Annotated in this window: 22 protein-coding genes; 13 read left to right on the top strand and 9 right to left on the bottom strand. The window is 61.8% G+C overall.

Annotated elements, in window-relative coordinates; all coding sequences use genetic code 11:
• Positions 1-15 precede the first annotated feature (15 nt).
• The 3 genes from VFO29_00525 to VFO29_00515 form a co-directional block, all read right to left on the bottom strand.
• Positions 16-663, bottom strand: coding sequence for a hypothetical protein (locus VFO29_00525; protein ID HET9391992.1), 648 nt, complete (start codon positions 661-663; stop codon positions 16-18).
• A gap of 181 nt (positions 664-844) precedes the next feature.
• Positions 845-1,270: an RpiB/LacA/LacB family sugar-phosphate isomerase gene (locus VFO29_00520; protein ID HET9391991.1), complete on the bottom strand. Its 426-nt coding sequence runs from the start codon at positions 1,268-1,270 to the stop codon at positions 845-847.
• Positions 1,271-1,294: 24 nt separating this feature from the next.
• Positions 1,295-1,678, bottom strand: coding sequence for a hypothetical protein (locus VFO29_00515; protein ID HET9391990.1), 384 nt, complete (start codon positions 1,676-1,678; stop codon positions 1,295-1,297).
• A 36-nt stretch (positions 1,679-1,714) separates the two neighbouring features.
• Between VFO29_00515 and VFO29_00510 the strand changes: the two genes are divergently transcribed.
• Entirely contained in the window at positions 1,715-2,458 is a 744-nt protein-coding gene (locus VFO29_00510; GenBank protein ID HET9391989.1) for a hypothetical protein, read from the top strand.
• Positions 2,452-3,273: an MBL fold metallo-hydrolase gene (locus VFO29_00505; protein ID HET9391988.1), complete on the top strand. Its 822-nt coding sequence runs from the start codon at positions 2,452-2,454 to the stop codon at positions 3,271-3,273. The genes VFO29_00510 and VFO29_00505 overlap by 7 nt, the downstream gene beginning before the upstream one ends.
• Here VFO29_00505 and VFO29_00500 read toward each other — a convergent pair.
• Positions 3,259-4,281 carry a zinc-binding dehydrogenase gene (locus VFO29_00500; protein ID HET9391987.1) on the bottom strand — a complete coding sequence of 341 codons (1,023 nt, stop codon included), beginning with the start codon at positions 4,279-4,281 and terminating at the stop codon, positions 3,259-3,261. The two genes, VFO29_00505 and VFO29_00500, sit on opposite strands and share 15 nt — an antisense overlap.
• Positions 4,282-4,374: 93 nt before the next feature.
• Between VFO29_00500 and VFO29_00495 the strand changes: the two genes are divergently transcribed.
• From VFO29_00495 to VFO29_00475, 5 genes are all read left to right on the top strand, one after another.
• Positions 4,375-4,902 (top strand): CGNR zinc finger domain-containing protein, encoded by a 528-nt coding sequence (locus VFO29_00495; GenBank protein HET9391986.1) that lies wholly within the window; start codon positions 4,375-4,377, stop codon positions 4,900-4,902.
• Between the two features lie 74 nt (positions 4,903-4,976).
• Positions 4,977-5,180 carry a hypothetical protein gene (locus VFO29_00490; protein ID HET9391985.1) on the top strand — a complete coding sequence of 68 codons (204 nt, stop codon included), beginning with the start codon at positions 4,977-4,979 and terminating at the stop codon, positions 5,178-5,180.
• The gene (locus VFO29_00485) at positions 5,177-5,422 is read left to right on the top strand and encodes a BolA family protein (protein HET9391984.1); all 246 of its coding nucleotides are present in this window, start codon (positions 5,177-5,179) and stop codon (positions 5,420-5,422) included. Before VFO29_00490 ends, VFO29_00485 begins: the two co-directional genes overlap by 4 nt.
• 54 nt (positions 5,423-5,476) lie before the next feature.
• Positions 5,477-5,827 carry a glutaredoxin domain-containing protein gene (locus VFO29_00480; GenBank protein HET9391983.1) on the top strand — a complete coding sequence of 117 codons (351 nt, stop codon included), beginning with the start codon at positions 5,477-5,479 and terminating at the stop codon, positions 5,825-5,827.
• Positions 5,827-6,666: a sulfurtransferase gene (locus VFO29_00475; GenBank protein HET9391982.1), complete on the top strand. Its 840-nt coding sequence runs from the start codon at positions 5,827-5,829 to the stop codon at positions 6,664-6,666. The genes VFO29_00480 and VFO29_00475 overlap by 1 nt, the downstream gene beginning before the upstream one ends.
• Positions 6,667-6,902: 236 nt before the next feature.
• Here VFO29_00475 and VFO29_00470 read toward each other — a convergent pair whose 3' ends face one another.
• Entirely contained in the window at positions 6,903-7,406 is a 504-nt protein-coding gene (locus tag VFO29_00470) for a cupin domain-containing protein (GenBank protein ID HET9391981.1), read from the bottom strand.
• Between the two features lie 41 nt (positions 7,407-7,447).
• Between VFO29_00470 and VFO29_00465 the strand changes: the two genes are divergently transcribed.
• The gene (locus VFO29_00465) at positions 7,448-7,915 is read left to right on the top strand and encodes an EVE domain-containing protein (GenBank protein ID HET9391980.1); all 468 of its coding nucleotides are present in this window, start codon (positions 7,448-7,450) and stop codon (positions 7,913-7,915) included.
• 117 nt (positions 7,916-8,032) lie between these two features.
• On the opposite strand, the gene VFO29_00460 is transcribed toward VFO29_00465, so the two are convergent.
• The gene (locus tag VFO29_00460; protein ID HET9391979.1) at positions 8,033-11,098 is read right to left on the bottom strand and encodes a TonB-dependent receptor; all 3,066 of its coding nucleotides are present in this window, start codon (positions 11,096-11,098) and stop codon (positions 8,033-8,035) included.
• Between the two features lie 115 nt (positions 11,099-11,213).
• The gene (gene ppk1 / locus VFO29_00455) at positions 11,214-13,319 is read right to left on the bottom strand and encodes a polyphosphate kinase 1 (GenBank protein HET9391978.1); all 2,106 of its coding nucleotides are present in this window, start codon (positions 13,317-13,319) and stop codon (positions 11,214-11,216) included.
• 8 nt (positions 13,320-13,327) lie between these two features.
• Between ppk1 and VFO29_00450 the strand changes: the two genes are divergently transcribed.
• The 5 genes from VFO29_00450 to VFO29_00430 are packed head-to-tail and all read left to right on the top strand — an operon-like array spanning position 13,328 to position 16,917.
• Positions 13,328-13,966 (top strand): ABC transporter permease, encoded by a 639-nt coding sequence (locus VFO29_00450; protein ID HET9391977.1) that lies wholly within the window; start codon positions 13,328-13,330, stop codon positions 13,964-13,966.
• Positions 13,963-14,847: a glycine betaine ABC transporter substrate-binding protein gene (locus tag VFO29_00445; GenBank protein ID HET9391976.1), complete on the top strand. Its 885-nt coding sequence runs from the start codon at positions 13,963-13,965 to the stop codon at positions 14,845-14,847. Before VFO29_00450 ends, VFO29_00445 begins: the two co-directional genes overlap by 4 nt.
• Positions 14,848-14,891: 44 nt before the next feature.
• Positions 14,892-15,647 carry an ATP-binding cassette domain-containing protein gene (locus VFO29_00440; protein HET9391975.1) on the top strand — a complete coding sequence of 252 codons (756 nt, stop codon included), beginning with the start codon at positions 14,892-14,894 and terminating at the stop codon, positions 15,645-15,647.
• Complete coding sequence (locus VFO29_00435; protein HET9391974.1) at positions 15,644-16,267, top strand: ABC transporter permease; 624 nt, start codon at positions 15,644-15,646, stop codon at positions 16,265-16,267. Before VFO29_00440 ends, VFO29_00435 begins: the two co-directional genes overlap by 4 nt.
• A 59-nt stretch (positions 16,268-16,326) precedes the next feature.
• Positions 16,327-16,917, top strand: a complete 591-nt coding sequence (locus VFO29_00430; GenBank protein HET9391973.1) for a hypothetical protein — start codon at positions 16,327-16,329, stop codon at positions 16,915-16,917.
• Between the two features lie 7 nt (positions 16,918-16,924).
• Here the strand turns inward: VFO29_00430 and VFO29_00425 are convergent, their stop codons facing one another.
• Both VFO29_00425 and egtD read right to left on the bottom strand, forming a co-directional pair.
• The gene (locus tag VFO29_00425; GenBank protein HET9391972.1) at positions 16,925-19,000 is read right to left on the bottom strand and encodes a S9 family peptidase; all 2,076 of its coding nucleotides are present in this window, start codon (positions 18,998-19,000) and stop codon (positions 16,925-16,927) included.
• The gene (gene egtD / locus VFO29_00420; protein ID HET9391971.1) at positions 19,001-19,975 is read right to left on the bottom strand and encodes an L-histidine N(alpha)-methyltransferase; all 975 of its coding nucleotides are present in this window, start codon (positions 19,973-19,975) and stop codon (positions 19,001-19,003) included.
• Positions 19,976-20,010: the final 35 nt, after the last annotated feature.

The raw sequence follows: 20,010 nt of genomic DNA, 5'->3' as shown, positions 1-20,010 counted from the left end.
TTTGCGCTCCAGCGTTTAGAGCATGTACGCGGCTTTCAGGTCCTTCATTGCCGTGGTGAGGATCGCGTGATAGTCCGCGTCCTTGGCGATCCCGTACTTGGCATCGATGTCCTTCATCACTTGAACGTGAATCGGGTGCGATACGGCGCGATCGAGCATTACCTCGACGCTCCAACCGCCCGGTAGTACACCGGCGCTCCAAAGCGCGGCGGCCAGCGCCTTACCGTTCTTCGGATTCGGCGACGGCGTTGAGGGAAGTTTTACTTTCTTGGCCGTGACGATCTTTAGCGAATCTGCAACGACGAAATTGAAGACCGTCAGAAAATTGCCGACTTTATCTTTGCCGTATTGTTTGGTGAGCTTGGCAACTTCGGCGTTGAAGTTCTTGCCGGCCAGAACCTTGAGCAGCGTCACGGTGTCGAAGTGCTGCGGCCCGCCGCCTGCGATGATCATTGAGAGGGTGACCGGTAATGCCGGCGGTCCATTGTACACGCCCGGTCCCGAGAAACGTGAAGGCTGCATGGTGATCATGGACGACGCCATGTGTGTGGCCGGTCGTGCCATGTGGGCCGGTTTTGCGGCCATGCCCGAGGCTAGCGCGGCGGTCGGCGCCACTAAACCACAGAGCGCCGTGACAGCCAGAAGATTGCGAAGATTAAGCATGTAGAAGCTCCTTTTCGCTCTACAGAACGGACGGGGGCTTCCCTTGGATTGCCCGTTTAACAGGCGCTCGCGCTGCGCGGCTCGCCGCCCCCCACCGTCCTGAGCCTGCCGAAGGGCAGCGGGGTCCCCCACGTACCTGCTACCAGATAGATTTCGTAGTTGGTTGCAAGGAGCGTTGCCGCTACGTTTCCGCAATCATGGCGCGATATTTGGGATCCGTCGTCGGACCGGTCGAAAACCACGCGTCCAGCATCGCTTTGGCGACCGGAATCGCCGTGTTGCGAAGGCTCAGCGCCAGGACGTTCGCGTCGTTCCACTCGCGCGCCAGCGTCGCCGTTTGCGGATCGTTGCAGAGCGCGGCGCGTACTCCGGGCACTTTGTTGGCTGCGATGCTGACGCCGGTGCCCGACCAGCAACAGACGACACCGTAGTCACACTCACCCGATGCGACGGCAGTGCCGACGCGTTTGGCGACGCCCGGCCAGGCGTCATCCTCGCCGGGCTGCAGCGCTCCAAACAATATGGGGTCATGGCCGCGCTCGCGCAGATCGCGCTCCAGCGCAGCGGTGAGTTCGGTGGCTTCGTCGCTCCCCAGTGCGATGCGCATGGGAAGTGATTATATGGAAGCGGCTTAGTGACCCTGTACGACGATCATGTCCGCGTTGAGCGAACCGTCGGATTGCGGGGTGCCGCGCACGTCAACCGTGTCGCCGGTCTTGATCGAGTACCCGCGCGGATTGATGACTGTGCCGCGATGCAGATGGATCGCGCGATACCGGTTGAGCTGCATTTTCAGCTGCATATCGTAGCCGCGAAAATAGGTTACCGTGCCCAACGACTCCGTGTCGTTCCATCCATAAGCAGCCTTGACCAATCCGCCCAACGCGTTGATCGCATCATTGACGATGCTGCCCGGAATCGTCGGAAGCGGATTCGGAGAAGCGGGCGGCGTCGGCGGCGGCGTTGCTGCAAGCAAGAGGACGGCCGTTAAGCAGGCGACAAATCGCGTATTCATATATTTGAAACGGTACCCAGATCAACACGGTTCCCTGTGCGTTTAGCGGCGACGGTCATGCTGGTTCGCCCGGCAGCGCCGTTCGAAGTCTTCATGTTGCGGCGCAGCGAGACGAGCCATTTCGTCCCGGACGCGTACGTTTTTCCGGGCGGAACGCTGTCGGAGAGCGATCTAAGCGAGCGGGCGCTCGCGCGCATGCGTCCGGATCCGCAAGCGGCGCAACTCAGAGCGCAGCCGGCACCGGGGCTTCCTTCTGTTCCGATTGCGTCGGCGCGAGAAGCCCAAGGCTTGTTGTTCGCCGCCCTTCGCGAGCTCTATGAAGAAGCCGGCGTCTTGCTCGCGCGCGACAAAACCGGCGCGGCGGTTCCGAGCGGCAGTGAATCGCGAACCGATTTTCTCGAACTGCTGGAGATGCGCGATCTTTATGCGGACGCGGAGGCGCTCACATTTTTCTCGCAGTGGCTGACGCCGCCGCAGTTTTCAAAACGCTACAATACGCATTTCTTTCTCGCCCGCGCGCCGGCGGATGCGGCCGCGGCGGCCGACGCGTACGAAACGCACGATGGGCTATGGATCGCGCCGGCCGATGCATTGTCGCGCAACGCGGCAGATGAACTGCACTTGGTGTATCCGACGATGAAGCACTTGCAAAGACTCGCGCGGTTTAACGATTTCGAGACACTGTTCGAGTTTGCGCATGCCAAACCGGTCCTCGCTATCACGCCGAACACCATCGATGGCGGTTTCGGACTGCCGCCTGAATTGGAAGACGCTTGGTAACTTCTCGCATTGCGCTCGTGCGGGCGCCCAATCCGTCAGCGATGACGCTGGACGGCACGAACTCATATCTGATTGACGGTGGGAACGGCGAGGCGATCTGCATCGATCCCGGCCCTCCCATTGAGGCGCACGTTGAAGCTCTTCTCCAGCGCGCCGCGCAGATGTGCTGCAAGATCGCGGCGATCTGCCTGACGCACGGGCACCCCGATCACGCTCCCGCCGCGTCAATGCTTCGCGAGCGTACCGACGCGCCGATCTTTGCGCACGAAGAGAGCCGCATCGTCCACGACTACAGCTTAAAAGACGGCGATGCCGTGATCGGCGGAGACACGCAATTGCAGGCGTTTACGGCGCCCGGCCATTCCTCGGATCATCTCGTCTTTTACGAAGCGCGCGAAAACGCGCTCTTTACGGGCGACGTCGTCATCGGCCGCGGCTTTGTGCTGATCGCGCCACCGGACGGCGACATGCGCGCATACCTTCGCACGCTGCAGCGCCTCATCGACGACTTCCCGAACGCTCGAACGATCTACGGGGGGCACGGCGAGCCGGTTCACGATCCGAAAGCTAAACTACAAGAGTATATCGAGCACCGGCGCGCGCGTGAAAACGAATTGGTTGCCGCCTTACAACAAGGCGAACGCAGTGTTCCCGATCTCGTTCAGTCGATTTATGCCAACACGGACAAGGCGCTGTGGCCTGCAGCGGGCGAGCAGCTCATGGCTTACCTGATTGCGCTGGAGCACGAAGGCCGCGTTCGCAGTCGCGATCTTGCCGGCAAACGAGTCTACTCTTTCGCCCTACGGAATTCTTAGAACGATCTTTCCGAACTGCAGCGCGTCGTCCATACGTTTCATCGCGCTTTCGATCTCGGCCAACTCGTAGACGCGATCGATAACCGGCTTAATGCGATGACGCGTAACGAACTCGAGCATGGCCTTAAAGTCGGCCGGACTGCCCATCGACGTTCCGAAGATCGAGAGCTGATGCCAAAAGACCGAAAACATTTTGAGCGTCACGTCGCCGGTCGTCGCGCCGTACGTTACCGCACGTCCTCCGCGGCGCACGACGGTCAGCGCTTTGGCGAGCGAGTCGCCGCCCGCCGAGTCGATCGCGAGATCGACTGCGCCGACAGCTTCGCGCACAGCCTTGTGCCAATCCGGCGTCGTCGCGTAATTGATTGCGACGTCGGCGCCGAGCGCTTTGGCACGCTCGAGCTTTCCATCGCGGCTCGACGTAACCACGACGCGTGCGCCCGTGGCTTTGGCGAAAAGTAGCGCAAACGTTTGCACGCCGCCGCCAACGCCGGTAATCAGCACCGTTTCGCCGGCTTGCAAAGCGCCGCGAGTGAAGATCGCGCGAAATGCCGTCACGCCGGCTAGCGGCAACGCGGCCGCTTCTTCGATTGAAAGATGTTCCGGCTTCGGATGAACGTTTTGTTGCGGCACCGCGACGTACTGCGCGAACGTTCCGTCGAGCGGTGTGCCGAGAATGGTGGCATCCGGCTGCCAAACGCGCTCATCCGGGCCCCAATCGATGGTTGGGTCGATGACGACCTCAGCTCCGCCGGTCTCGCCGCAACCGTCCGCGCCCAGGACGCACCCGGGACGAATATTGGGATAGAGACCCTTCGTAATAAAGACGTCGCGGTGGTTCAGGGCTGCAGCCCGGACGCGCACGAGGGCCTGACCGGCGGCCGGCTCCGGCTGGGGGATATCTTCGACCGAGAGCTTTTCCGGAGCGACCTGGCTTAAGCGAACCGCCTGCATGCGTGCGCCATGCGTTTCCGCTCCGCCTGAGCCCTTCTCTCTGTCCCACTCCATGTCTATTTACATTTAGACCTGGACGGTCAGCATTGTGAAGATCTGAGATGATCGCCGGGAACTTCGCCAATCCATGGCTAAAGTTGTTTCGCTATGGAATCACCCGCTTCACGCGCGGTCGTCGTGACGTTTTTGAACGCCCGAGAGGCCTTTGAGGATCCGGCTCAGGCCGCCGCGTGGTGGGGAGGCGTCCATCGTGAGGCAACCTCGGCCGTGCGCCTTCGGGCGAGTCCGAAGCCGCGCTTCGATTTCACCTTGACCGAGGAGCTCCAAAACCTCCGGACGGCGGCCGTACAGGCGCTGGACGCGGCCTCGCGGGGCCTCGAGCCGCCCGCGTCCTCCCTGGCGTCGATAGGCGAAGCCTTGGCCCGCGGAAGGCTTGGGCTCGACGGCGCGCCCCCCGCTCTTACGTATTCCGTAGCCGACGGAGCCGGAAGCGTGCTTCTTCCCCTTGCGTACATCGTCTGCGCCCTGCTCGAGGCCGATCTGCGGCGTCTGCGTCGCTGCGCGGACGAACGATGCGGCGCCTATTTCTGGGACACCACCAAGAACCGGTCGCGCCGCTGGTGCCGGCTGGCTTGCATGGAGCGCGTCCGCGCGCCGCGCCGCCGACTTCCGTGATAGGCCCTGGAAGCAAATCGCCCGTACTATAGGTGTCCGTGGATTTCAATAAATTTTTCAAAGGGCTGTCGCGCGTGACGCGCACCTTTCAGATCGAAGCCGGACCATTCCGGGCGCAGGGCGTCCCGGCGGTTCTCGTTGCCGTAACCGGCGTCGTCGTCGCGGCCGGCATCGCGAGCGCGCTGGCCAAGAGTTCCGACCGTTTGCCGGAGACGCTGCGCGAAGCGCGCGCCCTCGCGCAAACGCTGCAAAAGGAACCGGCGCGCCTGCCCGCATGATCGACAACGCTTCGCTCGCCCAACTGATTCGCACCGAGCTGCCCGACGCGCACGTCGAGATCGTCGATCGCACCGGCACGATGGATCACTTCAACGTGACCGTTCGCTCGGGCGGGTTCGCGGGCAAAACGCTCATCGAACAACATCAAATCGTCTACGGCGCGCTCAAGCCCGCGCTCAAAGACGGCCGCGTGCACGCGGTCGAACTCAAAACTCTTCTTCCGGAGGCCGACCGTGTCTGATTCGCTTCGCCAGGACATCAACAGCGACCCTTCGACATTGCTCAGGATGACATCATGACAACACACAATGAAATCGAACGTGAAATTGCTGCGAACAAAATTCTCGTCTACGGCAAGGGCACCAAGACGATGCCGCGCTGCGGATTCACGCTCGAGACGATTCAATTTTTCGATCGCTTCGGCTATCCGTTCGAAGTCGTGGACGTGCTCGAGGACATGCGCAAGCGCGACGAGCTGTCCGAGATGACCAATTGGCCGACGCTGCCGAAGGTGTTCATCAACGGCAAGTTTTACGGCGACACCGACATTTTGGGCCCGATGGCTGAAAACGGCGAGTTGCAAACGATCTTGCAAGAGGCGTTCGGATACGCGAGCGAACCCAAAACGACGATAAACCTGCACTAGTGTTTCGCACGATCGTTTCGGTCGAGGAACTCGCCGAACACATCGGCGATCGCGGCTGGGTCGTCATCGATTGCCGGCATTCGCTGCAAGACCACGGCGCAGGGGGGCGCGCCTACGGCGAAGGCCACATTCCCGGCGCGTTTTTCGCCAACGTCGAAACCGATCTGGCGGGCAAGAAAACCGGGAAGAACGGGCGCCATCCGCTGCCCGATCCGCACGAGCTCGCGGCATTCCTCGCCGAGCTCGGCGTCACGCCGCAAACGCAAATAGTCGCCTACGACGCCGGCGCCGACATGTTCGCCGCGCGGTTGTGGTTTTTGTGCAAGTACATCGGCCACGATAGCGTCGCAGTTCTGAACGGCGGCTTCGCGGCGTGGACTTCGGCAGGCAAACCGGTTGAGACAAAAGAGCCGGCGCGGCCAAAGACAGGGACGATCGCGCCGCAGCCGCGCCGCGAATTGACGGCCGATGCAGATGCAGTGCTGGAGTCGCTCGAAACGAAAGAACTGGTCTTACTCGACGCGCGCGCCGCCGATCGCTTCGCCGGACAAAACGAAACGATCGATCGGGTGGCCGGACATATACCCGGCGCATTGAATCGCCCGTTCAAAACGAATTTCAACGAGCGCGGAATGTTCAAGTCTCCGGAAGAGCTGCGCGCCGAGTACGCGCAACTCGGGGTCGAACCGCGACGGCTCGTGCATCAGTGCGGGTCTGGAGTTTCGTCAGCCGTGAATTTGCTGGCGATGGAGATCGCCGGCGTTGAAGGCTCCCGGCTCTATCCGGGATCGTGGAGCGAGTGGATCGCCGACCCGGCGCGCCCAATCGCTACGGGCTAAGCGTGTTCTAGGGCTCCGAGCCGGCGGTCTATTCCGTCAAGGCGTAAGTCGACCGAGTCGAATCCGCGCACCACTCGATCCTCGAGTCGCTCGAAGCGTCGATCGATTTCCTTAAAAAGGCCATCATGCTGCGCGAACTTATCCGCGACGAAGTCGCGGAACTCGAGCAGAAAATCCATTATCTCTCTCGTGCTCGGTTGGTCACTCATCATTGGCCCACGGTAACTGTTTGATATTTACCGCGTTGTTTCCGTCCTGTGAGGAAAAGAAACTGCGAACGGCTTGGCCACCTTGCCCGCCGGTGAGGCATTGAGCCGCGCGATGTCGTCCGCCGTCGGCTCCTGCGGAAAGTCCCGCACCGCATTGACGATGCAATAAAAACCGAACGGCTCATCGCCGCGGTTGACGAACTGATGGATCTCCAACGGCGCGACGTAGATTACGTCGTTGGCGGCGATCTCCGTCACTTCTTTATCGATGACCGCGTAGCCCAATCCGCGTTTCACGATGACGAAGTGTTCGTGCTCGTGTTTTTCGAGCCGCGAAACCGCGCCGGGCTGCAGCTCGAAGTAGCGCACCTCGATGCCGGGTCCGGGCGCGTCCGCCGAATCTTTGCGCCCGCCGACTATGGTGTGCCGCTCTACACCGGTCGCCGCTCCGGGCCGGTAACCCTCGACCTCGACGCCGGCCCAACCGCCGCCGCGCACGCGCGTGACGCGCTTCTGCTCCGTTTTGTCCATCGGTGTGGGTTTTCGCAGCGCGCTCACCGTACTCTTCCGGCGTGCCTCGATACTGGCTCTTCAAGACGGAACCGCACGCCTTCAGCTTCGAGCAACTTCAAAAGGACCGCACGACGCCGTGGAGCGGCGTGCGCAACTTTCAAGCGCGCAACAACATGATGGAGATGCGACTGGGCGACCTGGGTTTGTTCTATCACTCCAGCATCGCCGAGCCGGCCGCGATGGGAGTCTGCAAAGTTGTGAAAGAGGCGTATCCCGATTTCACGGCGTTCGAGCGCGGGGGCGAGTATTACGATCCGCGCAGCACGCCCGAAAAACCGCTGTGGCAGATGGTGGACGTCGAGTTTGTCGAGGCGTTCGCGCATCCCGTCACACTCGCGCGCATGCGTGCCGAGCCGCGCCTCGTCGGCATGCAGCTGCTGCGCAAAGGCTCGCGGCTCTCCGTGCAACCCGTGATGCCGCACGAGTGGAAAATTGTACTGGAACTTTCTAAGCGGGCGGAACAATAAGGTAACCCCTCGCATTCGCTCGGGGCCGCTCGCTCCGCTCGCGGTCGTTCGATACCTCACGATGACAATGAAAAAAGGCCCGCCGAAGCGGGCCTTTTCATTTGGTCTGTTCTTACGCTACGGAGTCGTACCCGGGCCGAAGCGCTTGATCAGTTGGAACTGCCAGCGGCTCGGTCCGAAGGCCTGTGCCATCGTGCCTGCAGCCTGGCCCAAGCCCGGCGGCGACGCGTTGACATTGGCGCATGCTGTCGGGGCCGCTGGGGGTGCCGGGTTTACTACGCCGGTGCACGGATAGCTGGCGATTGGAATCGGAACGCCGCCGCCAAAGGTCGGGAAGACGTTGTTGTAGGTGTTCGTCAGGTTGTATCCGTTGATTTGCAGTTGGACTCCGCTGCCGAATTGCAGCGTCGTGCCTGCATTCATGATCCAGAACGGCGGTAAGCCTGCCGAGTTGTTCTTGCCCTGATACTGATCGCCGATGTAGACGGACGAACCGCCCGGGAAGCGATAGTTGAGCTCGGCATAACCTTGCGCGTAGGGAATGGCGTGGTTGCTGAAACCGTTGCATCCGCAACCGTTACCACCCTCGCCGTTGCCCGTGAAGTTCTGGTTCGGAATGATCGCCAGGTTCGTGTTGAACGCGGTGCAATCGAGCGCGTGCGTCGCCGGGTTGATCGTCGTGCTGTAGAAGCACGCCGGCAATGCGTACGCATAGCCCCGCTGCAACGCGCCTTGTACCGTATAGCCGAAGCCGACCGGCGGACGGCTCTTGAGCGCGAGTTCGAGTCCGATGAACCGCGCATCCGCGAGGTTCCGATTCGAAATGTAGAACAGGGGCTTGCCGGCACATTGGTTCGGCGTCGCCTGCCCTGAAACCGGGTCTATCGCCGGGCAGACGGTTCCGCTGTCATACTCGTAGCTCAGGAAGTGATTCTGCAACGTGGTGAGATAGACGTCGCCGGAAAGCGTCGTGTATCCGTCGCGGAAACGATAGTCGCCGCCGACGTCATACCCGAACGCCGTTTCGGGTTTCAATCCGCCCGTGTTGATGCGCTGTGTGGCAACGCCCGTTTGTGTGCTGAAACTGATCGTGCTTGCAAGGCCCGAGAGCAGCTGCAGGTAGGGCGGGGCTATCGCGGTACCGGCCGAGAACCGCAACGCGAGGTTTGAGTTCGGACGGTACTCGAAGGCTAGGCGTTCATCCCAGTGGTTGTTGATCGCCGACGAAAAAACGCAGTTGTTGCCGTTGAATTGGCACGAGTTCAGACCCGATCCACCGTTGACGGATGCGGTGGGGAATGTGCTGTTGTAGATGTTGTAGTAACCCGCCAGCGTTGCGTTCCATTTCGGGCTCAGCTGCCATTGCAGGCGTGCCATCGCCGTGCTGAAGAGTTGGGACGAACCCTTGGGAAGCGTTACGCTCGGAACCACGGGTGCGGTGAACGTCGCGATGTTTACGTTCGCTCCCGTTGCACCAGTCGGCGTGTTCGCCGAACCGACGCTGTAGCTAACCGTTGACGAACTCGTTTGGTCGACGGCGACGGTCAACGAATTGGTTGCATTGAACGGATGGTTCCATTCAAGCGACCAGCCGTGCAGTACGTCGTCTTCGGCCTGATTGAAGTAGTTGAAGAACGCCATCGGCACCGTTTGGCCGCTGAAGTTTTGCGCCGTCGATGCGTCGTTGCCGTAAAGCGTGACGTTCATGATCTCCGGTACGCCCGGATTGTCCGAACCTTCAAACAGCAAGCGATGGATGCCGGCCGCGTAATAGCGGGCCAGAATCGTGTCGTTGCCGACCGAGGTGCGGATGTCGCCTTGCAGGATGGGCTCATTCTGCACTTCACGCTGTCTGCCGGGCCGTACGAAGACGACCGGCTGCAGCGTACCGTTCGGAATGCTTCCTGTGTAGCCCGCGTTGACGCAATTCGACGGGCCCGGCGAGCAGAAGAACGATCCAACCGTGAAGCTGCCCGTGTTGGCGTTTTGGTTGGCATAGCTCTGCGCACCGAGATACGTGAACGTCGCCGACGTCACCGGTGAAACTCTGTAACGAAGTTTCGCCAGGTACGATTTGCTCTGGTAGAGATCTTGAATCGGTTCGCAGCATCCGATCAAGTTGAAGTTTGCGAACGATGTCGAGATCGTACCGGGAAACGTAATCGACGCATCGTTGAAGGCCACCGATCGTCCGGTCGTGCCGTTCCAGTTCAGGATGCCGACGGTTCCGACCGAGGGTGAGAATATCGCTTGGTAGTTGTCGAGCCCGGACGACAGATTGTCGTTGGCCAATCCAAACGCGTATCCCAAGCGGCCGGCCGTGCCGGTAAAGGCGAAATGAATGAGTGTGCTGCCGCGGTTGTCCACGCCCAATCCGATGAAGCCTTGCGGCGTGTACGTCGGATCCTTGGTCGAGTAGTTCACCGTGCCGCCGATGGCGTAGTTCACGTTGGGTGCGGCGACGCCGGGGCCTTTGACGACTTCGATGTTCCCAAGCATGAATGCCGGGATGAACGTCGAGACGTAGTCGCCGAAGGTTCCGACTGAAACCGGGTGTCCGTCTACCAGCGAGGCCGTTTCAAACGACAGCGCGCCGCGGATGTCGGGGAAGGTAATCGCGCCCGGCGCTGCGCCGTTGGCGCTCGTCGACGGGAAGCTTGCGAGAATACCCGGAGTTTGGTTGAGCACTTGCATGACCTGCGCTTGACCCTGCTCTTGGATCGTTTGCGCGGTCACGACGGCGACCGATGCCGGCGTTACGTTAAACGTGCCGCGGCCCGTCGAACGCACCGATGCAATCGTGCGCAGCGTTGTGAACGTAATCGGCTGTATCTGACCGCTGATGTTCGGTGACGCGCCTGCCAATACGACAAGCGTATCCTGGGTCAGCGGGTTATAGCCGGTCTTGGTGATCGAAACAGAATAAATTCCGGGTGTGACGTTGGAGACCGAAAAACTGCCGGAAGCATCCGTCGTCGCTGTGTACGTCGACGGCCCTTTCAGCGTAACTGTCGCGTTCACCACGGGACCGCCGGTTTGCGAGTCGGTGATTCGGCCGGAAACCGTGGCGGACGTGGCCTGCGCGATCAGCGTCGGGCCGTTGGTGATCGTCGCCGCGCTTACGGGTCCGACTGTCACTACGGCGAGGGCTAAAACGCACAGGATGCGGATGAGATTGCTCACGCGTCCTCCTATGTGGAACAGTGACCGCGGCAATTACCGCCGCAGCTTTGCGTCTTCTAAACCATTTCATAATATTCGATTAAGAAACGATTAGACGACGGGGCACCCTTCGACCTTAGAGGGCCCGGGCCTGCCCCAAAAAGACCTGTTGCGAGTCAACCGGGGCGTCCCCATCGGGGCGCAGCCGCCGGTAGGTGCCGTCGGGCTGCAGTTCGCGACTCTTGACGTTGTCGGCGAACATCACCGCGAGGATCCGGGCATAGATGGTTTCGGCCAGGAACGGATCGAGGACGGGCACGATCGTTTCGACCCGGCGGTCGAGATTGCGCCCCATCCAATCGGCGGATCCGATGAGCGTCGTGCGATCGCCGCCGTTCTCAAAGACGAAGATCCGCGAGTGTTCCAAGAAGCGTCCGACGATGCTGCGCACGGTAACGCGATCGCTCACTCCGGGAACGCCGGGGCGCACCACGCACATCCCGCGCACGAGGAGATCGATCGGCACGCCGGCTTGTGAGGCGCGATAGAGAGCACGCGTCAATTCACCGTCGGTGATTGCGTTCAGTTTGGCGCGAATGCCCGCGGGACGTCCGGCGCGCGCGTGATCGGTTTCGCGATCGATGAGCGCAGTCAGATCGCGGCGCATATTGACGGGCGCGACGAGCAGATCTTCGTAATCGGTAACCTTCGAGAAGCCGGTCAGCGCGTTGAAAAGCTCGCTTGCGTCCGTACCGAGTTCGGGGCGGCACGTGAAGAGGCTCAGGTCCGTATACAAACGGGCCGTCTTTTCATTATAGTTGCCGGTTCCGAAGTGCATGTAGCGGCGGATGCCGTCGTTCTCTTGGCGCACGACCAGCGTGACCTTGGCGTGCGTCTTGAGTCCCGCGAAACCGTACACGACGTGGACGCCGGCACGTTCCAGCCGGCGCGCCCACTCGATGTTGTTCTCTTCGTCGAAGCGCGCTTTCAATTCGATCAGCACGGCGACTTGCTTACCGTTTTCGGCGGCGTCGAGGAGCGCGCCGACGATCGGCGAGTCCTTGCCCGACGTGCGATAGAGCGTCGTCTTGATCGCAAGCACTTCCGGATCGGCCGCCGCCTGCCGCATGAACTGCACCACCGGATCGAAAGACTCGTACGGATGATGCAGCAAGACGTCGCCGTCGCGAATAGCCGCAAAGAGATCGGCTGCACCAACGAGCCGCTTGGGAATAGCCGGAGTGAACGGCGGGAAGTGCAGCGCGTCGCGGCCCGGCAGATTCGCGAGCACGAGCAGATCGCTCGAACCCATGACGCCTTCGACTTCATAGCAATCCGTTATCGAGAGCGTCAGCGCATCCAAAAGCAGATCGCGGATGTACTCCGGCATGCCGCGTTCGATCTCCAACCGCACGGCCTCGCCGAAGCGGCGGCGCTGCAATTCGGATTCGATTGCGGCCAGCAGATCGTCGGCTTCATCCTCTTGCACGTCGAGGTCGGCATCGCGCGTCACGCGGAACAGATACGATTCGCGGACTTGCATGCCGGGGAAGAGCGAGTGCAAATGCTGCGCGATCAGATCTTCGAGCAGCACGAACCATTGTTCGCCGTCGGGCGAGTCGACCGGGACGAAACGCGCCAGCGTCTGCGGAATTTTTACACGCGCGAAATGCAGCTGCACGCCCTCGGCGGTAACTTCTTCCAATTCGACGGCCAGCGACAGCGACAGATTTGAAATGTAGGGGAACGGATGGCCCGCGTCCACGGCGAGCGGCGTCAGCACGGGGAAGACGCGTTCGTCGAAGTGGCGCTCGAGGTTAGCGCGCCGTTCGTCGTCCAGATCGCTCACGCGCACGATGCGTATGCCGTGGCGCTCCATTTCGGGCAGCAGCGTCTCGTTCAAGACGTGCATTTGACGCGCGAGCGAAACGCGCAGCCGTTCCGAGATCGCCAGCAAATGTTCCGACGGCGTGCGGCCGTCTTCGGAACGGCGGTGAACCTCCGCCTCGATCTGCTGCTTCATCGCGGCCACGCGGATCATGAAGAATTCGTCGAGGTTGGTTCCATAGATCGAGATGAACCGCAACCGTTCGAGCAGCGGAGTGCCTTCGTCCAAAGCCTCTTCCAGAACGCGATCGTTGAACTCCAGCCACGACAGTTCGCGGCTGAAATACAGCGACGGGTCATCCAAGGGGCGGACGCCCGGTTCGGCCGCCGTCTTCAGTTCGGGATGGGAGAGCATTGGAAGACGTGGGATTCGCCATGCGGCGCGGAAAGACCACCAGCATGAACTGGACCGACCTCGGCCAGCACGTTGCGACCTACCTGGAACTGGCGGCTGCCGCGTTGGCGGCCGGGACCCTGATCGGCGTGCCGCTGGGCACCCTGGCATCGCACGCGCGGGGGGCGCGCGTGCCGATTCTGATCGCGGCAAATATCGGACGAGTCGTGCCAAGTCTGGCGGTCCTAACGTTCATGCTCCCGCTCTTGGGCGTCGGTTTCACGCCCGCGTTCGTGGCGCTCGCGCTGCTGGCAATCCCGCCGGTTGCAATCAACACCGACCTCGGTTTTCGCACTGTTCCGGCTGCGGCCGTTGACGCGGCGCGCGGACTCGGCATGACCGAAGCTCAGCTGCTGCGGCGCGTCGAGTGGCCGCTGGCGTTTCCGATCGTCTTCGCCGGCGTGCGCACGGCGGCAACCGAAGTCGTCGCCAGCGCGGTGTTGGCCGCGTTCATCGGTGCGGGCGGATTGGGCGAATACATCACCACCGGTCTGCAGGCGAATGAGCCGCGGATACTTTGGCTCGGCGTCGCAACGATCGCGGTCATCGCATTGGCAACGGAGTTCGGACTGGCGTTCACGCAACGCCGTTTGGAGGCACACGTATGAAACTCACGCGCGGGCGCGCCGTCGCGCTGATCGGTTCGGCGATCGTCCTTCCGCACTGCGCGAGCGGAAACGCAAACGCTATTCGCGTCGGTTCGAAAAACTTCAGCGAGAACATCACGGTCGCGGAGATCTACGCGGGCGCATTGGAACGCGCGGGACTCTCCGTCGAGCGGCACATGAATTTGGGCAGCACGCAGATTGCGACCGCCGCCATGCAGCGCGGCGACATCCAACTCTATCCGGAATATACCGGCACCGCGCTGATCGACGTCTTGCATCTTCCGCCGCGCCAGGAAGCAACCACGATCTTTGCGACGATAAAGCAGGCCTACGAGCAACGCTTCGGACTGACGTGGCTGAAACCGGCGCCCGCGAACGACTCTCAAGGACTTGCCGTTACGCAAGCCGTCGCGAAAAAATATGGCGTGCGCACGCTCTCGCAGTGTGCGCGGGCAGCTCCGCAGCTGCGGCTGGCGGCCGTACCGGAATTCGTCGTGCGCGCCGACGCGCTGCCCGGACTGCAAAAGTATTACGGCGGTTTCAAATTCAAGAGCGTCCGGACGTTCGACATCGGATTGCAATACGAAGCGCTGCAGCGCGGCGACGCCGACGCGGCAACCGTTTTTACGACCGATGCGCTCATCGCGGCGAATAATCTGGTCGTGCTGCAAGACGACCGCCATTTCTGGCCGCCGTACAACATCGCGCCGGTCGTACGGCTCGACACGCTGCGCGCGCATCCGCAGATCGCCGCAACGCTGAACCGGATCGCGCCGCTGCTCACCGATTCTGCGCTGCGCGGATTCAACGTTGAGGTGGATTTGCGCAAACGCGAGCCGGCTGAAGTCGCCGCGCAATTCTTGAAAGCGCACGGCTCCTGACGCAAGCGGCAAGCGCGGGCGAGAGCGTCCGCTTTGAAACGGTTGTGGTTCGCTATCCCGGCGAGGATCGCAATGCCGTCGACGGCATCTCGCTCGAAGTGCCGGCCGGCAGCTTCACCGTGCTGCTCGGGCCGTCGGGTTGCGGAAAGAGTACGCTGCTGCGCACCGTCAACCGGCTGGTGGTGCCGCTCTCCGGGCATGTCCTCATCGGCGATCGCGACGTCGCGTCGATCGAACCCACGGCGCTGCGGCGCAGCATCGGCTATGTGATTCAAGCCGTTGGATTATTCGGACACATGACCGTCGCGCAGAACGTCGCCGTCGTTCCGGAGCTGCTGCACTGGGACCGCGATCGCATCGCGCAGCGCGTAGACGAACTTTTGGAGCTGGTCGGCTTGGAGCCGCGGCGCTATCGCGGACGCTATCCGCGCGAACTCTCGGGCGGCGAGCAGCAGCGCGTCGGCGTGGCGCGCGCCATCGCAGCCGAACCGGGCGTGCTGCTAATGGACGAACCATTCGGCGCAGTGGATGCAATCGCACGCCGATCGCTGCAAGACGAAATGCTGCGCATCGTCCGCACGCTGCGCACCACGATTCTGTTCGTCACGCACGACGTCGAGGAAGCCCTGCGCGTGGCCGACCGGATCGCCGTTCTGCGCGAAGGCAAGCTCGTGCAGTACGCCGCTCCGGAAGAGCTCTTGCGTGCGGCGGCCAGCCCGTACGTTGCGCAGCTCTTCGGCGTCGACGCCGATCTGCGGCGCTACGACGATCTGCGAGCCGCACTGGGCGCACACCGGTGACATTTCTCTTCACGCATTGGACTGAAGTCGGAACGCTGACACTGCAGCATCTGGCGCTCGTCTTCACCGGCCTCGGGATCGCGCTTGCGATCGCGCTGCCGCTCGGAATCTTCGCAGCCCGCGTGCAGCGCGCGTCCGCTCCGCTTTTCGGATTGCTGGCCGCAATCTACGCGATCCCGTCGCTCGCGCTGCTCGCGATGCTCGTGCGTTACTTCGGATTGGGTGCGGCGCCGGTCGTGATCGTGCTGGCCGCGTACGCACAATTCATTTTGGTGCGCAACATCGCAGCTGCCTTGCGCGCGGTGCCGGCCGCGCAACTCGACGCCGCGCGCGGAATCGGCATGTCGGCGTGGCAGCAATTCTGGCGGGTCGAGCTGCCGCTCGCAACGCCGGTCATGCTCGGAGGTTTACGTCTGGCGACGGTTGCGCTGATCGCGATCGCCATGCTCGGAGGTTACGTCGGCGCGGGCGGACTCGGGAACGAAATATTTTTGGGTCTGCAGCGACGCTACTCCGAGCAGGTCTTGGCCGGAAGCATCCCGGCCGCGCTGCTCGCGATCGCGGCCGACGCCGCGTTCCGCGGTTTGGAACGATTGGCGACGCGCCGGATTAGCGGCTAACGTCAACGTCGCGGCGAAAGCGCGCCCAACCCTTCCTACATTCTAAAAGGAGAACAGCCATGATATCGAGTTCGGATTTTCGCAAGCTCGCAAGCCGGATCGACCAGCTCGAACGTCAAGCCAAAACGCTCAAACGATTATTCGGATTCTCGTTAGTCCTCGGCTTCGCGCTTTTCGCAGGCGGCGTAACGGTCGCTCAGCAGCGTCAAGTGAGTTTTTCAGGTGCGAACGGAACGGTGCGCCTCAGCAGCGCGGGACTCGTACTCATCGACAAATCGGGCCGGCAGCGCATGAACTTAGGCTGGAACAGCGTGAAGCAGCCGGGCCTGTACTACTACGACACGAGCGGCACCCGGAGAATGGGACTGTACCTTTCGGATATGGTCAAACCCGTCATGCGTTTGTACGACAAGAGCGGGACGGTCCGGTCGGAGTATTCGGAAAACACCGAGGGCACGAACATGCTGGAATTCTACGACTCAAGCCACGTGCAGCGCGTCTACTTGGGCCAAACGACGACCGACGAGCCGATGGTTGAGTTCTTCGATGGATCGCACACGCTGCGATCCTATATGGGCTGGCAAACGAGCGGCACCTACGGCGCTTTCATTAACGACTCGGCCGGCACGACTACATGGTCGGCGCCTTAGAGGCGAACTAGGGGCGCAAGTACTTCGCGAACCACTGCGAGAGGATGCGCAGCCGTTCGACGCGATGGATCGGCGAGCCGACACGTGAGAGATCGTGATTCTCCCCCGGGACGATCACGTACTCGACCGTGCGGCCCAAGATCTTGGACGCGTTGAACCACTGCAGCGTCTGATCGATCGGCGTACGCGTGTCTTCCTCTGAATGCAGGATCAGCAGGGGCGTCGTGGCGTTGGCAACGTACGAGATCGGGGACTCTTGCAGATACAGGTTGCCGGGCTGCCATGGCAAGCCCCACGAATAGCGTCCGCCCAGCGCGTTGTCCGAAGCGAGATCGGCGGCGAGTTGCTCGGTCGCCAGATTGCTCACGACACGTTCCGCAATCGCGGCTTTGTACCGGTTGGTGTGACCGACGACCCATAATGTCGCGTAGCCGCCATAGCTGCCGCCCGAAACACCTAACCGGTTCGGATCGACGTCCGGCCGTTTGAGCGCCTCGTCCATCACGCGCTGCACGTCGTCGAACATCGCGGTGCCCCAGTGCTTGGCCAGCGCCTCTTCAAAAGGATAGCCGAAGCCGACGCTGCCGCGCGGATCGCTGAACACGACGTTGTAACCCAGGCCGGCCCAATACTGGAACTCGTGAAAGAACGTCTCGCCGAACTGGGTTTCCGGGCCGCCGTGAATATCGAGGATCGTCGGATACCGCACGCCCGGCTTCGCACCGATGGCGGGCATGAACCACGCGTGCACGGTGAAGCCGGCGTCGTCGGTAACCGTGAACGGCTGCGGCGTCGAGACTTGCAGCTGCGCCATGAGCGCATCGTTCATTCCGGTAAGACGTTTGCTTTGGCCGGTCGCGACGTCCATGAGATAGACTTCGCGCGGGTGCGTGAAGTCCGAGAGCTCGTAGGCAATGTAGCGTCCGCCTTCGTCCATCGAACAGTCGGACGCTTCGCCCGCGGTCGTCAGCTTCTGCACGGCGCCCGTCTTGGGATCGACTTTCACCAGCGCGCTGTAACCGGGTTCGTTGGCATTCATCAGCGCGAACGACTCGCCCGGCGCGAAGTAGGGTCCGCAGCCTCCGCCCGGCTCGCCCATATCCGCAAGCACGCTGTCGCCAAAATCAACTGTGTTCAGCGGAACGATCGTCTTCCGTTTCGAGCCGTCGGGGCGCGACCGGACCAACGCCGGCAGTTCGGCCGGATCGGCGACGCCGCCGCTAAAAAACCAAACCTCGTGACCGCGATCGAAATCCAGCAGTCCGTTCGCCGGCTGATCCGAGGCCAGCTTGCGCATCGTTCCGCCCGATGACGGAATCGTATAGATGTCGTTCGGGCCGAGGCTCGGCGAATGGTAGCGCAGCGAGTCGAACGCGATGAGCGTATCGTCGGGCGACCAACGCGCGTTGGTCTCAGCCCACGAACCGGAAGTCAGCGCACGCGCCTTGCTGCCGTCCGCGTTCATGACCCAGATGTGCGGATGACGGTCGTACGTGTAGCCGGCGCCGTTACCTTCGAAATGCATGTTGGTAACGATCCGCACGTCGCTCTTGTCCTGATCTTTCTTCGGTTTGAATCCTGCAGCGGCGAAGTTGATGTGCGCCGCTGGTGCCGGATCGATCGAGACGACGCGAAATGCGATGCGTTTGCCGTCGTGCGAATAGACCGGACCGCTCGCGCCCTGTTTCAAACGCGTCAGTTGCCGTACGGTTCCGCTAGCGACGTCGTATGCGAAGATCTGCGCGTGCAAGCCCTTCTTGGCGGGGCCGCGCGTAAACGCGATGGTGCGGCTGTCGGGCGACCATGCCGGGCCGTCGTCGCGTCCCGTGTTGGTAAGGCGTTTCGGCTCGCCGCCGGCCACCGGCACGAGGTACAGGTTGCTGTCGTACGTCTCTTTGGGACCGTTGAGCTTCGTCGCCACGAAAACGACGCGCGTGCCGTCGGGCGAGATATGCGCGTTGGTGATGAACGTGAACTTGAAGAGATCTTCGGCCGCAACCGGACGCGGCGCGGCCGCCGCAACGCCGCTAAGCGACGCGATAAAGGCGAGTGCGAGGCAAGATGAGAGCAGCCGTCTTATCATTTATGCACCTATCAGCAGGTTGACGCTGAACCGCTGCGCGGGATCGGTCCAACTGCGCGCGACGCTCAAACCGGCCGAGCTCGCCATCTCCGCAATACTCTGCGGTGAATACTTGTATGCCGACTCGGTGTGAATGCGATCGCCCGGCTCAAAGTTTAACTGCAATCCGATTTCGGCGATGTTCACGCTCTGCTCATTCGTCGCGGCCAAGTAGGAGTGCAACCCGCCGCGCTCCTCTTCGTACTCCACCACGTGTTCGAAGTTCTTCACGTCGAAATCGCCTCCGAGTTCGCGATTGATTCGCGCCAAGATGTTTTTGTTGAATGCTGCGGTCACGCCGGCCGGATCGTCGTAGGCCGACAATAACTCCCGGCGATCTTTTTTGAGATCGGCTCCGAGCAGCAGCCCGTCACCCGGTTTGAGCATCGCTGCGATCCGGCGCAGCAGCGCTACCGCTTCCGCGGGCTCATAGTTGCCGATGTTGGAGCCCATGAACATCACCAGAACTTTGCCGCTGCGCTGCAGATGCGGCGTATCCAACACCGAAAGATAATCTCCGACGTATCCGCTCACCCGCACGGCCGGATAACTGTCCACCAGCGAGCTGGCCGAGGCGCGCAGCGCTTCCGCCGAAATATCGATCGGCGAGTAGCGCAAGGTCAACTGCACGCGCAGCGCCTCTTCGATCAGCAGCCGCGTCTTCGTCGCGCTGCCGCTGCCGAGCTCGACGAACTCGACCGGATTTCCCAACGCCCGCACGATCTCCCAACCGCACTCGCGCAAAACGTCCGTCTCCGCGCGCGTCAGATAATACTCCGGCAAATACGTAATCGCATCGAACAGCGCCGATCCGACCGCGTCGTAGAAATACTTCGAGTTTAAACGCTTGGGATTCGCACCCAGCCCCGCGGCAACGTCCTCGGCGAATGTCGGCAGGCGCAGTTGCGGCACGGTGACGATCTGCAGGCGGTCCATAGGAGCTGTTGTAGCGGCGGGCATAAATGTGAGCC

It is taken from the genome of Candidatus Rubrimentiphilum sp. (genome assembly GCA_035710515.1).
GTDB lineage: Bacteria > Vulcanimicrobiota > Vulcanimicrobiia > Vulcanimicrobiales > Vulcanimicrobiaceae > Rubrimentiphilum.
The sequence above is the reverse complement of the archived record's forward strand: the minus strand, read 5'-3'. Positions and strand labels throughout refer to the sequence as shown.

What these genes read in the sequence shown, in the direction of transcription:
- VFO29_00525 (HET9391992.1), bottom strand. Translation starts at nt 663, where the DNA reads ATGCTTAATCTTCGCAATCTTCTGGCTGTCACGGCGCTCTGTGGTTTA.
- VFO29_00520 (HET9391991.1), bottom strand. Translation starts at nt 1,270, where the DNA reads ATGCGCATCGCACTGGGGAGCGACGAAGCCACCGAACTCACCGCTGCG.
- VFO29_00515 (HET9391990.1), bottom strand. Translation starts at nt 1,678, where the DNA reads ATGAATACGCGATTTGTCGCCTGCTTAACGGCCGTCCTCTTGCTTGCA.
- VFO29_00500 (HET9391987.1), bottom strand. Translation starts at nt 4,281, where the DNA reads ATGGAGTGGGACAGAGAGAAGGGCTCAGGCGGAGCGGAAACGCATGGC.
- VFO29_00495 (HET9391986.1), top strand. Translation starts at nt 4,375, where the DNA reads ATGGAATCACCCGCTTCACGCGCGGTCGTCGTGACGTTTTTGAACGCC.
- VFO29_00485 (HET9391984.1), top strand. Translation starts at nt 5,177, where the DNA reads ATGATCGACAACGCTTCGCTCGCCCAACTGATTCGCACCGAGCTGCCC.
- VFO29_00480 (HET9391983.1), top strand. Translation starts at nt 5,477, where the DNA reads ATGACAACACACAATGAAATCGAACGTGAAATTGCTGCGAACAAAATT.
- VFO29_00470 (HET9391981.1), bottom strand. Translation starts at nt 7,406, where the DNA reads ATGGACAAAACGGAGCAGAAGCGCGTCACGCGCGTGCGCGGCGGCGGT.
- ppk1 (HET9391978.1), bottom strand. Translation starts at nt 13,319, where the DNA reads ATGCTCTCCCATCCCGAACTGAAGACGGCGGCCGAACCGGGCGTCCGC.
- VFO29_00445 (HET9391976.1), top strand. Translation starts at nt 13,963, where the DNA reads ATGAAACTCACGCGCGGGCGCGCCGTCGCGCTGATCGGTTCGGCGATC.
- VFO29_00430 (HET9391973.1), top strand. Translation starts at nt 16,327, where the DNA reads ATGATATCGAGTTCGGATTTTCGCAAGCTCGCAAGCCGGATCGACCAG.
- VFO29_00425 (HET9391972.1), bottom strand. Translation starts at nt 19,000, where the DNA reads ATGATAAGACGGCTGCTCTCATCTTGCCTCGCACTCGCCTTTATCGCG.
- egtD (HET9391971.1), bottom strand. Translation starts at nt 19,975, where the DNA reads ATGGACCGCCTGCAGATCGTCACCGTGCCGCAACTGCGCCTGCCGACA.